General features: G+C 35.9%; 16 protein-coding genes. 15 read left to right on the top strand and 1 reads right to left on the bottom strand.

Annotated elements, in window-relative coordinates:
- The first annotated feature begins 1 nt into the window (after position 1).
- From MKY02_RS06255 to recO, 9 genes are all read left to right on the top strand, one after another.
- On the top strand, positions 2 to 244 hold the full coding sequence (locus MKY02_RS06255; RefSeq protein WP_038187079.1) for a hypothetical protein: 243 nt from the start codon (positions 2 to 4) through the stop codon (positions 242 to 244).
- A gap of 1 nt (position 245) precedes the next feature.
- A complete protein-coding gene (locus MKY02_RS06260; RefSeq protein ID WP_038187076.1) occupies positions 246 to 1,370 on the top strand; it encodes a sporulation protein YqfD in 1,125 nt (374 codons plus the stop codon).
- A gap of 2 nt (positions 1,371 to 1,372) precedes the next feature.
- A complete protein-coding gene (locus MKY02_RS06265) occupies positions 1,373 to 2,329 on the top strand; it encodes a PhoH family protein (protein ID WP_038187073.1) in 957 nt (318 codons plus the stop codon).
- 191 nt (positions 2,330 to 2,520) lie between these two features.
- Positions 2,521 to 4,650 (top strand): HD family phosphohydrolase, encoded by a 2,130-nt coding sequence (locus MKY02_RS06270; RefSeq protein WP_038187069.1) that lies wholly within the window; start codon positions 2,521 to 2,523, stop codon positions 4,648 to 4,650.
- Positions 4,651 to 4,667: 17 nt separating this feature from the next.
- A complete protein-coding gene (ybeY, locus tag MKY02_RS06275; protein ID WP_038187067.1) occupies positions 4,668 to 5,156 on the top strand; it encodes an rRNA maturation RNase YbeY in 489 nt (162 codons plus the stop codon).
- On the top strand, positions 5,143 to 5,496 hold the full coding sequence (locus MKY02_RS06280; RefSeq protein ID WP_038188237.1) for a diacylglycerol kinase family protein: 354 nt from the start codon (positions 5,143 to 5,145) through the stop codon (positions 5,494 to 5,496). The genes ybeY and MKY02_RS06280 overlap by 14 nt, the downstream gene beginning before the upstream one ends.
- Before the next feature lie 23 nt (positions 5,497 to 5,519).
- Positions 5,520 to 5,927, top strand: coding sequence for a cytidine deaminase (locus MKY02_RS06285; protein WP_038187064.1), 408 nt, complete (start codon positions 5,520 to 5,522; stop codon positions 5,925 to 5,927).
- Entirely contained in the window at positions 5,914 to 6,825 is a 912-nt protein-coding gene (era, locus tag MKY02_RS06290) for a GTPase Era (protein ID WP_038187062.1), read from the top strand. The genes MKY02_RS06285 and era overlap by 14 nt, the downstream gene beginning before the upstream one ends.
- 19 nt (positions 6,826 to 6,844) lie before the next feature.
- Positions 6,845 to 7,663 carry a DNA repair protein RecO gene (recO, locus tag MKY02_RS06295; protein ID WP_038187060.1) on the top strand — a complete coding sequence of 273 codons (819 nt, stop codon included), beginning with the start codon at positions 6,845 to 6,847 and terminating at the stop codon, positions 7,661 to 7,663.
- Positions 7,664 to 7,807: 144 nt separating this feature from the next.
- Here recO and MKY02_RS06300 read toward each other — a convergent pair whose 3' ends face one another.
- On the bottom strand, positions 7,808 to 8,449 hold the full coding sequence (locus tag MKY02_RS06300) for a TetR/AcrR family transcriptional regulator (protein WP_038187028.1): 642 nt from the start codon (positions 8,447 to 8,449) through the stop codon (positions 7,808 to 7,810).
- A gap of 122 nt (positions 8,450 to 8,571) precedes the next feature.
- Here MKY02_RS06300 and MKY02_RS06305 point away from each other — a divergent pair, with 122 nt between their 5' ends.
- Genes MKY02_RS06305 through MKY02_RS06330 form a run of 6 tightly spaced genes read left to right on the top strand, consistent with a single transcriptional unit; the run spans position 8,572 to position 14,147 of the window.
- Positions 8,572 to 9,258 carry a CoA transferase subunit A gene (locus tag MKY02_RS06305; RefSeq protein ID WP_412104693.1) on the top strand — a complete coding sequence of 229 codons (687 nt, stop codon included), beginning with the start codon at positions 8,572 to 8,574 and terminating at the stop codon, positions 9,256 to 9,258.
- Positions 9,245 to 9,892 (top strand): CoA-transferase, encoded by a 648-nt coding sequence (locus tag MKY02_RS06310; RefSeq protein ID WP_038187011.1) that lies wholly within the window; start codon positions 9,245 to 9,247, stop codon positions 9,890 to 9,892. Before MKY02_RS06305 ends, MKY02_RS06310 begins: the two co-directional genes overlap by 14 nt.
- A gap of 11 nt (positions 9,893 to 9,903) precedes the next feature.
- Positions 9,904 to 11,211, top strand: coding sequence for a GntP family permease (locus MKY02_RS06315; protein WP_038187007.1), 1,308 nt, complete (start codon positions 9,904 to 9,906; stop codon positions 11,209 to 11,211).
- Between the two features lie 17 nt (positions 11,212 to 11,228).
- Entirely contained in the window at positions 11,229 to 12,191 is a 963-nt protein-coding gene (locus MKY02_RS06320) for a 3-hydroxyacyl-CoA dehydrogenase family protein (protein ID WP_076034384.1), read from the top strand.
- Entirely contained in the window at positions 12,191 to 12,934 is a 744-nt protein-coding gene (locus MKY02_RS06325) for a 3-hydroxybutyrate dehydrogenase (protein WP_051448767.1), read from the top strand. The genes MKY02_RS06320 and MKY02_RS06325 overlap by 1 nt, the downstream gene beginning before the upstream one ends.
- 28 nt (positions 12,935 to 12,962) lie before the next feature.
- Positions 12,963 to 14,147 carry an acetyl-CoA C-acetyltransferase gene (locus MKY02_RS06330; protein WP_412104692.1) on the top strand — a complete coding sequence of 395 codons (1,185 nt, stop codon included), beginning with the start codon at positions 12,963 to 12,965 and terminating at the stop codon, positions 14,145 to 14,147.
- Positions 14,148 to 14,153: the final 6 nt, after the last annotated feature.

The raw sequence follows: 14,153 nt of genomic DNA on the forward strand, positions 1-14,153 counted from the left end.
TATGTCGAAACGGCTATTTCAGCTACTGCCTCTTATCGAAATTGAAAACTTCCAAACGATCCAGTTAAGAGGGAAAATTACAATTCAAAAGATTTCTGAGAAGCAAGTGGAATTTTTGCACGAAGAGTTTATCATTCATATCGAAGCGAAAGAGCTGCAAATCCAAGTGCTAAAGGACGAGCTGGTAGCTTTGAAATTGAATCAATTAGAAAAAATGACAATTGAAAAATGGCAGGAGAGTTAATTTGCAAAGGCATGGATGGAATAATCGTAAACTGGAGTTAGAAGTGACGCAAAATGATCGCCTACCTGGATTTTTAAGGGCATTAGCAAAGGCGAACATTCCTCTAAAGAAAGTGAAAACGACAAAAAATTATGTTACATTCCAAACAACTCGGAAGCATTTACCAATGATTCGTAAACTCAGACGCAAGTATCATATGAGAATTACAATAGACTGGCTAGACGAGGAAGTTATTTTACGTAATGAGTGGATCGTGCATATAGGATTATTATTGTTATTTCTCGTCCCATTATGCGCCTCACAATTTATTTGGTCTGTAGATATCGATGCATCCACTCCAGAGCAGGAGGAAGAGCTGCAAAAGAGTTTATATATATTGCAAATTTCACCGCCATTTCTTAAGCGTAAGTTACCTGACGAAACAGTGATTAGACAGCAAATTTTACAAGATCAGCGAGATTTATCTTGGGTGCATATTAATCAGCAAGGAAGTCATCTCACCTTTTCATCAATCCCTTCGCCTAAGCTAGATATTGAAAATGAAAAAAAAGAACAACCTAGCCACTTAATAGCTAAAAAGAGTGGTGTCATAACGCATTTTAATTTAACGAAAGGTGAACGCGTTGTAGAGGAGAATAAGGCCGTTTATAAGGGTGATTTGCTCGTCACCGGTATATTAAAACAAGGTGAGAAAGAAATCGTCTACGGGGCTGAAGGAGAGGTATTTGCGGACTACTGGATTGAGGCGTCGTTCTCGCTACCAAAAAAGATTGAATATGAGGTACCAGGTGAACGACACTATGAGTTGAAGTGGAAAAAGGACAAGAAAAAAAAGGACGGTGACTGGCAAACAGTAAAATTACCTAAATGGTTAGCCAAGTATGTTGACTTATCTGTCACACAGCAAGGTATAACAAGAGAACTTGTATTAGATGAGAAATCGGTTGAAAAGGTACTGTTGCCACTACTTCATCAAAAATATGTCAATGAATTGCCATCTAAAACAGTTATGAAACGGGAAAAACTTTTGCAGGTTGCTATTGATAATGATACAGTAAAAGGGAAAGTATTGTTTTTGGTAAATGAAAACATTGCAGTTAAACAAGCGATTTATCAAGGAGATTGAGCATGCTAGAACAACAACCAACCCAATTAAACGTGCAAGATCCTAACGAAGCGGTAATGCTTTTAGGTATATCAGATGTAAATATGAAATTGATTGAAACGGCTTTTAATGTGCAAATCATTACGCGTGGCGAAACAATTCATATTGTCGGTAATGAAAGCCAAAAAGACGATGCAACGAAATTATTAGAACAATTATTAAAAGTTATTCGTAAGGGAATCAATATCAATCAACGCGACGTTGCTACAGCAGTTGAAATGGCTAAAAACGGTACAATTGAGTATTTTGCAGAACTTTATGATGAAGTCATCGCCCGTAATACAAAAGGGAAGATGATTCGGGCCAAAACGATTGGTCAACGTGAATACATTCAAGCAATTAGACACCGTGATTTAACATTTTGTATCGGACCTGCAGGAACAGGGAAAACGTACTTAGCTGTAGTAATGGCTACACAAGCACTAAAGAACGGCAATGTGAAACGAATTATTTTAACACGTCCTGCAGTAGAAGCTGGAGAAAGTCTAGGTTTCTTGCCGGGCGATTTAAAAGAAAAAGTCGACCCGTATCTACGTCCTTTATATGATGCACTTCATGATATTTTGGGCGCTGAACAAACGACACGACTAATTGACCGAGGTACGATTGAAATTGCGCCACTAGCTTATATGCGTGGACGTACGTTAGATGATGCCTTTGTTATTTTAGACGAAGCTCAAAATACAACAAAAGCACAAATGAAGATGTTCTTAACACGTCTTGGCTTTGGATCGAAAATGGTTATTACAGGCGATAAAACCCAAATTGACCTACCAAAAGGTGCAATATCAGGGCTAACAAATGCTGAACAAACTTTACAGAATGTGAAGGATATCCATTTTCAAATTCTTGAACAAGCGGATGTGGTTCGTCATCCACTTGTAGCAAAAATTATACAAGCTTATGAAGAAGAGCAATAGTGAACTAAATGACGCAATACTCATTTTATGGGTGTTGCGTTTTATTTTTGTATAAATATTTTCGTGTCGATTTTGTGTTGGTATTATTAATTATTTATAAATTTATTATTATTTATAGCGAAATCCGTTATATTTTTTGTGAAAAAAATGTCAATTGTTGATATGATAGTCTATAGATAGGAGGTGGCTGTATGGATGCTTTTTTAAAAAAGCTAATGCAGTACTTTCGTTTTCCGGTATTACTTGCCGTCATATTAACTGTCACGGGCATTTTGCAATTTTCACTGATGCTCGGGAATGTGAGGGGCGAACATTTCGACTTAAAACTTTTTCAATTATCGCCGGATACGATACGTTCGATGAAGACAGTGGAGGACACCGTAAAAACCGAGGAAGATAGAGAGCAAGCAGCTAGTGCGGTTAAGCCTGTCTATCAATATTCTGAAGAGATTGCGAAAAATCGTGCATCAATGATTAAGTCCATTTTTGATTATGTTTTAGAAGTGAAGACTTCAATTGAAGAAGGAAAAACTAAAAAAGAAAAAGAAGCTGTTATGCAAGATCGTGTAGCAGAACTACGAGAAAAATTAAACGCTTTAAAAACAGATGGTCAAGGACTTCGGTTTACTGATCAAGAATTGACAGCATTACTTGAACAAGATAATGATTCTTTGCGAATAACGCGTGATGAGTTAACAGAACTTGTGAAGAAGCAGCTATCTGAACCTATTCGAACTGATCATGTAGCAGAAATAAAGGCGAAAATTGATAAAGAAATTAGAGAAAAACCTGAATTTCCAGAAGAAATTCGAGCAACACTCGTTTCAATTGGAAGGTTCTCTATAACAGAAACTGAAAAGGAAAATCCAGATTTAACAAAGGAACAAATTGAACAAGCAAAGGCTAGTGTTGATCCAACACGTATATTACAAGGTCAAATTATTGTACAAGAAGGACAAGTGATCGATCGTGATGTTTTCCGAGAATTAGAGTTAGCAGGGATGCTTGCTGATCATACATCAAGTAAGCCGATATTAGGATTATTCTTATTGATCACTTTACAGATGGCATTCTTTTTTGCTCTTTTCCGTAATTGGAAAACCGAAGAAAAAACAAAAGTCCGTGATTTAATCATTACAGTGACAATATATTTGCTATCTATTGTCGTGATGGAATTGCTGAGTCTCATCAAGAACGAATTCGAAGTAATGATAGGGTTTCTTTACCCTGTAGCGATGGCACCTATGCTTATTAGGTTACTAGTTAATGAGCGTATCGCAATCATCATTACGATTATGACAGGGGTTGCAGCAGGCGTCATTTTCCAAGAGGGTTACGCTACTGTAATTCAAATGGAAGTATCTTTATATATTATTTTCGGTGGGTTAAGTAGTTTATTTTTCAATAAAGGGATTGAAAAACGTTCGCGTATTTTACAAACAAGTATGGGTATTGCTTTAGTTAATGCAACTTTTATTGGATTTTATTTACTATTGACTCAATCTACATATGGTATGACCGAACTTGCGTATTATTTAGTCGCATCCATAGTTTCTGCCTTATTGTCAGGTGCACTTACATTAGGGATATTACCGTTTATCGAATCGGCATTCGGTATTCTGTCATCCTTTAGATTAATAGAGTTATCAAGCCCAAATCATCCATTATTAAAAAAGATTTTAGTAGAAACACCTGGTACTTATCATCACAGTGTGATGGTTGCAAACCTTGCTGATGCTGCCTGTGAAGCTATTGGAGCAGATGGCTTGCTTGCAAGAGTTGGTTGCTATTATCATGATATTGGAAAGACAAAAAGGCCGGGATTTTTCGTTGAAAATCAAATAGGGGCGATCAATCCTCATGATAGCCTGCCAGCAGAAACGAGTCGAGATATTATTATCGCGCATGCTGAAGATGGAGCTAAGATGTTAGAAGCTCATAAAATGCCAAAAGAAATTATAGACATTGCAAGACAACATCATGGGACAAGTCTTTTGAAATTCTTTTATTATAAAGAGAAGGAAAAAAATCCGGCTGTAATTGAATCTAATTATCGTTACCCTGGACCGAAGCCACAAACGAAAGAAGTTGCTATAATAAGTGTAGCGGACAGCGTAGAGGCTGCTGTTCGTTCGATGAAAGAACCAAATGCTGAGAAAATTCAAAAGCTGGTTCATGCCATTGCACAAGATAAATTACAGGATGGACAATTTGATGAATGCGATCTTTCCGTACGGGAATTAAAAAAGATTGAAGCAGTTTTTTGTGAAACGCTAAATGGTATCTTCCATTCACGTATCGAATATCCGAAGCCAAAATAAGCCTAGGAGGCAACTATATGAGTTTAAACATTGATTTTTTAGATGAAACATCCAAAGTAAAGGATTCTGATATCGAGCTAGTAGAAAAATTACTACAACACGCTGCGACAGTTGAAAATATTGAAGATGAAACAGAATTATCCGTGACGTTTGTAACAAATGAAGCAATTCATGAAATTAACCGACAATATCGCCAAAAAGATGCGCCAACAGATGTCATTTCATTTGCCCTTGAAGAAATGGGAGAAGGCGAAGTGGAAATTATTGCTGAAGGTATGCCGCGTATTTTAGGTGATATTATTATTTCAATCGATCGTACAAAAGAACAAGCGGATGAATACGGACATTCATTTGAACGAGAATTAGGATTTTTAGCTGTACATGGCTTTTTACATTTGCTTGGCTATGACCATATAGTGCCTGAAGATGAAAAAGTAATGTTCGGCAAACAAGATGAAATTCTTGAATCATACGGCCTAAGCCGTGATGCTAATGAACGTCAGTAAATTTTTAAAATCATTTCAATATGCGTTTCAAGGGATATTATATGCATTTAGAGAACAGAACTTCCGTTTCCATTTGTTAGCGGCAGTTGTTGTTATTAGCGCGGGTTTGCTAACTGGATTATCGCTAATGGAATGGTTAGTGATTATTATTGTCATTGCTATTATGCTGACCCTTGAAATGATTAATACGGCAATTGAGAGAGTAGTGGATCTTACTACAACAGAAATACACCCTCTTGCCAAACAGTCAAAAGATCTGGCTGCAGGTGCCGTACTTGTATTTGCTTGTGCAAGTGCTATAATCGGGATACTCATCTTTTTGCCTAAGTGGATGAATTAATTAATTTACATGAGGTGATTCTAATGGACAAACATCAATTAATGGAAGAGTCAAAACTAGGACGCGAAAATGCCCATGTCCCTTATTCAAAATTTAAAGTCGGTGCATCTCTACTAACAAAAGACGGTAAAGTTTACCGTGGATGCAATATTGAAAATGCGAGTTACAGTATGACGAACTGTGCAGAGCGTACTGCCATTTTCAAGGCTGTTTCAGAAGGCGAAAAAGAATTTACTGCGCTAGCTGTTGTTGCAGATACAGAAGGGCCATGCTCACCATGTGGAGCATGTCGCCAAGTTATTGCTGAATTTTGCGCACCAGATATGCCAGTTTACTTAACAAATTTAAAAGGCGATGTTCAAGAGACAACAGTTCGTGAACTTTTACCAGGTGCCTTTACACCGGAGGATTTAAGGAATGCAGGAAAATAATCAATTCAAATCAGGCTTTATTTCAATTATTGGTAGACCAAACGTAGGTAAATCAACGTTTCTAAACCGTGTTATCGGTCAGAAAATCGCCATTATGAGTGATAAACCACAAACAACACGAAACAAAGTACAAGGTGTTTTAACACAAGATAATAGCCAAATGGTTTTCATCGATACACCAGGAATTCATAAACCAAAACATAAATTGGGAGAATTCATGTTAAAAGTGTCTAAAAACACTTTGCGAGAAGTTGATGTCATTATGTTCATGGTTAACGCAACTCAAAAGTTAGGCAAAGGGGATCAGTTCATTTTAGAAATGCTTGAAGGCAATAAGACACCTGTCTTCTTAGTAATCAATAAAATTGACCAAGTGCACCCTGATAACTTATTGCACACAATTGAAGATTATAAAGCTGAATATGATTTTGCTGAGATTATTCCAATTTCTGCTCTTGATGGTAATAATGTTGATCGTTTGCTTGAAACTATCGAAAATTATTTACCTGAAGGCCCTCAATATTACCCAGCTGACCAAGTAACAGACCATCCTGAGCGCTTCATTATTTCAGAGTTAGTACGTGAAAAAGTGTTGCACTTAACACGTGAAGAGATTCCACATTCAATTGCAGTACAAGTGGACAAAATTGCAAAAGATGAAGATAAAGATATGATTCGTGTAATGGCTACAATTATTGTAGAACGTGATTCACAAAAAGGGATTGTCATCGGTAAACGAGGTGCCCTATTGAAAGAAGTTGGAATCCGCGCACGTAAAGACATTGAGATGCTTTTAGGCAGTAAAGTATACTTAGAACTTTGGGTCAAAGTACAAAAAGACTGGCGTAACAAATCTTCTCAATTACGTGACTTTGGTTTCAGAGAAGACGAATATTAAGTTAGGGATGTGAAGACAATTGCTGAATAAATGGGAAGGCATTGTCTTAAAAACACAACCATATGGCGAGACCAATAAAATAGTCACGTTTATGACGCGAGAAGCTGGAAAGGTAACGGCGATGGCTCGCGGTGCGAAAAAACCATCTAGTCGTTTAGCTTCAGTTACGCAACCATTCACATATGGTTCCTTTTTAATTCAACAAGGACGTGGTATGGGCACTGTGCAACAAGGCGAACCTCTTGAGTCGATGCGTCATATTCGTGAAGATATTGTAGCAACCGCTTATGCAAGTTATGCAGTTGAACTTGTCGATCGTTTAATTGAATCAGAAAAAGCGGAGCCTTATGCTTTTGAAGTGTTAGTGCAAGCATTACGTGCCATTGAAGAAGGTTACGACCCTGAAGCTATCGCATTGTTTGTTGAATGGAAAATGCTTCCTTTTACTGGTGTACAACCAATATTGCATGAATGTGCAAGTTGTAGTGCTGTTGATGGAGAATTTGCTTTTTCTTTTACGCAAGGGGGCTTCCTTTGTCATCGATGCTTCCACCAAGATCCGTATATAATACGCCTAACACCAACTCAGTTAAAGCTTATCAGAATGTTTTATAGTGTACCTATTGAAAAAATAGGGAAGCTGACGCTTAAGAAAGAAACAAAAAAGTTTATAAAAAAAATTAGTACAACGATTTATGAAGAACAAACGGGCATGCGTTTAAAGTCAAAATCATTTATTGAGCAGCTTGAAAGAGCACCTCAATTATTCGGAGCTAATTTCGAATCTAAAAAAGAAGCAACCGAAGAAACAGAAAACCCACAAGCTGACGAAGATTAGTCAGTTTGTGGGTTTTTGTTTTACTTAAATAATAATAATTTTGTTCCCTGTTTTATTACGAGATGAAAATATTCATACTAGTAATATGATAACTAAGCTAAAGTCTTACTTTGAAAAGAAAACTCGACTCAATCGAGAGACTGATTAGTAAGAAGGTTTTTCTTCTGTAGAAGTAATTATATTAGAAGGTGTTTTGAAACCTATTATTATAGCAGAAAGCAATGGTTGCCCGACTTGTTTTAAAGAAGTGATATTATCATTTATACCCCAATGATAGATAATTCCCATAATTCCTTGAATTAAAGTAGTATATACTTCGTCTAGAGAATAACCATTCTTAATTTCATTGTTGGAGAATGCTTTTTCAATATATGTTCTTATTATTTTAAATAACGGTCGATTTGCATTAATGAAGAAAGTATGTTCATTTGATTCAATCGCTGAACTGTATATAACTCTCATTAATTCTTTTCCCATGTCTTTATCTAAAAAATCTAATACCTCAAGAGAAAAATATTCAATTTTTGTTAATTCTAAAAGATCATTTTGAATATTTTTTGATATTTCAGTATAATATTCATCCGCTTTTGAAAATTGATATAAAAAAATAGAAGCTTTAGAAGGGAAATGTTGATAAAAAGAACCTTTTGAAGTTTCGCTTGCTAGAATAATTTCATCAACAGTTACTTTATTGTATCCTCTTTTTTTAAATAATTCTAATGCAGTGGTTAAAATTTTTTCTCTTGTTATTACTCCTCTAAGTTGTTTATTCTCTTTTTTATTCATTTTTTCTCTCCCATTAGCGATTGACTATAGAAATTCTGTGTATTAATATTAGACCACAGTCTAGTATTTTATTCCAATAAATTGAACTAGATATAATTATTACTATAAAAGGAGGGTGAATGATGGGAACAATAGTTTCATTAGAGGAGATACGTCATATTTTAAAGAGCGATATGAGAATTCTTGTAGGTGGATTTGGTATTTCTGGAACACCATTAAGTGTGTTAGATCAAGTATTGCATACTGACATTGAGAACTTAGAAATAGTTAGTAATAATCTTGGGGATAGTGGTATGGGACTTCATAAGGTTTTTATGGAAGGAAAAATTAAAAAAGCGATTGGCTCTTTCTTTACTATAAATAAAGAAGCTGTGATGGCTTGGTCTAAAGGAGAACTAGAAATAGAACTTTTACCACAGGGAACCTTAGCAGAGGCAATTCGTTGTGGTGGTGCAGGAATTGGTGGTTTTTATACAAAGACAGCAGTTGGTACAGCACTAACAAAAGATAAAGAAATTCGTGAAATAGATGGGCAACGTTATGTATTTGAAAAGGGCATTAGAGGGGATGTAGCTCTCATAAAAGCAGCTAAAGCCGATAGACTTGGAAATTTGGTATATCATACAACTGCACGTAATTTTAATCCAGTGATGGCAACTGCAGCCGATTTTGTCATTGCAGAGGTAGATGAAATTGTAGAAGTAGGTGAGTTAGACCCTGAGCATATCGTTACACCACATATCTATGTTGATTATGTTGTTCAAAGTACTTACATAAAAGAAGGGAGTGAGTACGTTGAAGTTAAATAAACGAGAAATTATTGCAAAACGCATAGCTCAAGAGCTTGAAGCAGGTGATGTAGTAAACCTCGGAGTAGGTATTCCGACTTTAGTCTCCTCATTTTTAGAAGGAAAGAAAGTATATCTACAATCAGAAAATGGGCTTATTGGAATGGGACCCCCTCCTGAAGAGAATGCCGTAGATATTGATCTAATCGATGCCGGTAAGACACCAGTATCTATTACGAAAGGCGCCTCATTTTTTGATAGTGCAGATTCATTTGGAATGATTAGAGGTGGGCATTTAAATGTCGCAATATTAGGAATATTACAAATAGATAAAAGTGGTGAAATTGCTAACTGGGCAGTTCCTAACCAACCAATTTTGGGTGTTGGAGGAGCTATGGATTTGGTTGCAGGTGCTAAGAAGGTAATAGTTGCATCAACTTTATTTGCAAAAGACGGCTCTTCAAAATTAGTAGATCAACTTACTTATGAATCTAGCGGTGAAAGAAAAGTAGATTTGTTTGTTTCGGAGTATGCAACATTTATGTTTACTTCGGAAGGTGTAAAAGTTGTTGATTTATACGGAGACTTAACTATTGAGGCGTTAATTGAAAAGGTTGGATTACCATTATTATATGAAGTCGAGATAGCTAAATAGGAGGTGTTTACATGTGGAGTTTAATCACTATTATTGTTTCACTGATATTATTAATTATTTTAGCACTTCGAGGCTTTAGTATCATTATTATAGCTCCAGTGGTAAGTCTGTTTGTGATGGTATGCAATCAAATGCCTATTTTGGAAACCTACCAAACTGAATATATGGGTGGTTTTGTTAATTATGTTAAGAACTATTACCTTATTTTCTTGTTCGCCGCTATGTTTGGCAAGCTAATGGATGATAGTGGAGCAGCACGAAAAATTGCTGAGGCTTTACTTCGTATTTTAGGTAAAAATAGCAAAATGAAAGTTTTGGTTTCAATTATGCTAATCTGTGCTTTTTTAACATACGGTGGAATTAGCTTATTTGTTGTCATTTTTGCTGTGTTACCAATCGCTAAACCTTTATTTAAAGAACTTGAGATTCCTTGGCATCTATTTATACCAGCATTCTTTACTGGAATTGGCACTTTTACAATGACAATGTTGCCAGGAACACCGTCTATTCAAAATATCATTCCTACAAAATATTTAGGTACTACAGTTACATCTGGGGCCGCTATAGGTTTAGTAGCAACTGTATTTGTTATTGCCATTAACCTATGGTACATGAAATTTGTTTTAAAAAGATCTGAGAAACGACAAGAAACATATTTGAATATGAAAAACCCTGATCATAGCGAAGAACAAATTGTAGATATATATGTCGATAAAAAATTACCAAGTATTATACTAAGTGTTTTACCTCCAATTCTTCTGTTGTTCTTATTAAATATTATAAAGCTTGAAATTGTATATACATTAATGATTGCTGTAGTAACTTCTGTTGTTCTATTTTGGAAGTACATCGAAGTGAAACGAGATACTCTAAATCTTGGGGCAACATCAGCTGTACTACCGATAATTAACACTAGTGCAGATGTCGGTTATGGTGCAGTTATAGCTGCAACAACAGGCTTTGCTTTCTTCACGGATGCCATGACTAATATTCCGGGTAGTCCATTGATTTCATTATTCATAGCTACTACAGCATTAGCGGGTATAACAGGTTCATCTTCTGGTGGTTTAGCGATAGCAATGGAAGCGCTATCAAAGGTTTATCTAGATATGGGCGTTAACCCTGATGCAATACACCGAATTGCAGCGATAGCGTCTGGTGGTTTAGATTCATTACCACATAATGGTGCAGTTATTACAATTTTAGTTGTTTCTAAATTAACCCATAAAGATGCATATAAGCATATATTTGCAACTTCGGTCATTGCGCCACTTTTGGCAAGTATTCCGGCTTTGATTGTAGCAATCTTATTCTATTAAAAAGGAGTGTGTTTCATATGATTAAAACAGTAGGGATAATAGGTGCAGGAACGATGGGATTTGGTATTGCTTTTCAATTTGCTATCAATGGTACGAAAGTTATTTTAAATGATTTGTCTGAAGAGATATTGCAAGTTACTATGAATAAATTTGACACGTATTTGGATATTTTTCGCAGACAAGGTTTCGACATTACATTGACAAATGAAGAAGTATATAAAAATGTTCAACTAACTACTAGCTTAATGGATTTAAAAGATTGTCATTTAATCATCGAAACGGCTAGTGAGAATTTGGAAGTAAAACAAGCTATTTTTAAAGAACTAGATAATATTTGCTCAGAAAATACAATATTAGCATCTAATACATCAAGTTTACGATTATCAGATATTGTCGTTCATGTTGAAAAACATAGAAGCAAAGTGTTGTTAACACATTTCTTCAATCCCGCTCATATAGTACCACTTGTAGAGATGTTAAAAAATAATGAAACAGATGAAAAAGTATATACAGATGTTAAAACATTTTTAGAAAGTCAAAATAAAGTGACGATTGAAGTGAAACGAGAAGTTGCAGGTTTAGTGGCAAACCGTATTCAAGTCGCATTAGCAAGAGAAGCTTTAGCATTATTAGAAGATGGAGTAGTTAGTAAAGAGGATTTAGAGACAGCCTTATTTGCTGGTCCAGGTTTCCGTTTTTCATCAAGTGGGTTATTAAAAATTATCGATTTTGGTGGACTAGATATTTGGAATATAGTGTTAGATCAATTACAACCGAAAGTCGAATCTTCTGTACGAGATTTTTGTGTCATTAAAGATCGTGTACAAGCTGGGAATATTGGTGTGAAGTCAGGAAAGGGTTTCTTTGAGTATCCTGGAAAAGGTGTCGATAGGTATGTAGTAGAGCGCGATGAATCTTTAGTACGCCATTTGTTAAATACAAACCCTCATTTGGGTATTAAATCATTGGAGGTAAAATAATGAGAAATATTATTATTACTGGAGCTGCAGGTGGACTTGGACAAGCGATGGTGAAAAAATTTGTTGACCAAGGAGATTTTGTATTTGCAGCAGATCTCCATTTAGATAGAGTATTAGAATTACAAAATCAATATAGTAATCAAGTGAAAGCGATAGTACTTGATGTGACAAATGAAGATTCAGTTCGTGAAGCATTACAGCAAGTCGCTTCTAGAGGGAATGTAGATGTTCTGGTAAATAATGCAGGATTACAATATCGTGAAAAAATTGAAAACTTCCCAACAGAACAGTGGGATTTATTAATTAATGTCATGCTTACTGGGTCTTTTCTTATGACTAAGCATGCTATTCCTTATATGAAAGAGCAACAGTATGGACGTATAGTGAATATTTCCTCTGTACATGGAGAAATGGCTACACCTGAAAAAGTCGCTTATGTTGCAGCAAAACACGGTGTAATTGGTCTGACAAGAGTAACTGCATTAGAAGGTGCTGAATTTGGTATTACAGCCAACGCTGTTTTACCTGGACCAGTAAAAACGCCATTGCTAGTAAAACAAATACAAGATTTAGAAGGTAAAGGGATGACTGAAGCTGAAGCATTAGCTGAAATTATGTATCCAAAGCAAGCGATGAAACGATTCATAAGCACAGAAGAAATTGCCGATGGTGTTTACTTCTTATCATCAAATGAAGCTTCAGGTATTACAGGGGAAAATTTAAATATTTCTGGTGGTATGTAAATTTAAATCATTATGGGGAGTGATGAAAATGGAAGCATATATTTTAAACGGTTCTAGAACAGCATTTGGAACATTTGGCGGCTCATTTAAAAATACTAGTGATATAGACTTAGCGGTAGCAACAGTTAAAGAAACGATAAAACGTAGTGGAGTAGAGGTAGAATCTATCGACGAAATTATTTTTGGGAATATTATTCATACAACGAGTAATTCCGCATATTTAGCAAGACATATTGGGTTAAAGAGCGGGATGACAGAGTATTCAACAGCATTGACAGTTAATCGTCTATGTGGTTCTGGTCTACAGGCAATAGTTTCTGCTGCGAAAAATATTATTTTAGGTGAAACCGATGCAGCTATTGCAGGGGGGACTGAAAATATGAGTTTAGCACCTCATGTATTACGGGGCACTCGTTTTGGTTCTCCTAATAAAGCACCTGAAATTGACGACATGCTTTGGGAGACATTATATGATCAATATGCAGGTTGTGGCATGGGAATGACGGCTGAAAATCTAGCGGATAAGTATGGAATTACTAGAGAAGAACAAGATGCTTTCTCTATGAACTCACACAAAAAGGCATCTATCGCTCGTGAAAGTGGCCGCTTTGCAGAAGAAATTGTTCCAGTTGTGCTAAAAGGAAAAAAAGGCAAAGAAATTATTATTAATCAAGATGAGCATATTCGTACTGACATTTCTGCTGAAAGATTAGGAAAACTTAATCCAGCCTTCAAAGAAACTGGAACCGTGACAGCAGGAAATGCCAGTGGTATTAATGATGGTGCTGCTTCAGTTTTAGTTGTATCAAGTGATTACTTAGAAAAGAATAAATTACAACCATTAGCGAAAATTGTTTCTTGGGGGATAGCTGGTGTAGATCCTAAATATATGGGAATTGGGCCAGTACCAGCGATTCGAAAAGCATTACAAAAAGCAAAGTTAGAAATTAATCAAATTGACTTGTTTGAATTGAATGAAGCATTTGCAGCGCAGTCTTTAGCAGTCGTGAAAGAACTTGAAATCGATGAAGAAAAGGTGAACGTCAATGGTGGTGCTGTAGCACTAGGCCATCCAGTTGGAGCTAGTGGAGCGCGCATTAGTTATTCGTTAGCAGTTGAAATGAATAAAAGAAATGTTCGATATGGTGTTGCGAGTTTATGTATTGGTGGTGGGCAAGGCATTGCAATTATATTGGAAAATCCAAACTATTAATTATGG

It is taken from the genome of Viridibacillus sp. FSL R5-0888, from assembly GCF_038009105.1.
In the GTDB taxonomy this organism is placed as follows: Bacteria; Bacillota; Bacilli; order Bacillales_A; family Planococcaceae; genus Viridibacillus; species Viridibacillus arenosi.

Bases quoted from the DNA above. Each gene is read 5' to 3' on its own strand.
- MKY02_RS06305 (WP_412104693.1), top strand. From the start codon at position 8,572: ATGGGAACAATAGTTTCATTAGAGGAGATACGTCATATTTTAAAGAGC.
- ybeY (WP_038187067.1), top strand. From the start codon at position 4,668: ATGAGTTTAAACATTGATTTTTTAGATGAAACATCCAAAGTAAAGGAT.
- MKY02_RS06320 (WP_076034384.1), top strand. From the start codon at position 11,229: ATGATTAAAACAGTAGGGATAATAGGTGCAGGAACGATGGGATTTGGT.
- MKY02_RS06265 (WP_038187073.1), top strand. From the start codon at position 1,373: ATGCTAGAACAACAACCAACCCAATTAAACGTGCAAGATCCTAACGAA.
- era (WP_038187062.1), top strand. From the start codon at position 5,914: ATGCAGGAAAATAATCAATTCAAATCAGGCTTTATTTCAATTATTGGT.
- MKY02_RS06315 (WP_038187007.1), top strand. From the start codon at position 9,904: ATGTGGAGTTTAATCACTATTATTGTTTCACTGATATTATTAATTATT.
- MKY02_RS06280 (WP_038188237.1), top strand. From the start codon at position 5,143: ATGAACGTCAGTAAATTTTTAAAATCATTTCAATATGCGTTTCAAGGG.
- MKY02_RS06255 (WP_038187079.1), top strand. From the start codon at position 2: ATGTCGAAACGGCTATTTCAGCTACTGCCTCTTATCGAAATTGAAAAC.
- MKY02_RS06330 (WP_412104692.1), top strand. From the start codon at position 12,963: ATGGAAGCATATATTTTAAACGGTTCTAGAACAGCATTTGGAACATTT.
- MKY02_RS06270 (WP_038187069.1), top strand. From the start codon at position 2,521: ATGGATGCTTTTTTAAAAAAGCTAATGCAGTACTTTCGTTTTCCGGTA.
- MKY02_RS06325 (WP_051448767.1), top strand. From the start codon at position 12,191: ATGAGAAATATTATTATTACTGGAGCTGCAGGTGGACTTGGACAAGCG.
- MKY02_RS06300 (WP_038187028.1), bottom strand. From the start codon at position 8,449: ATGAATAAAAAAGAGAATAAACAACTTAGAGGAGTAATAACAAGAGAA.
- MKY02_RS06285 (WP_038187064.1), top strand. From the start codon at position 5,520: ATGGACAAACATCAATTAATGGAAGAGTCAAAACTAGGACGCGAAAAT.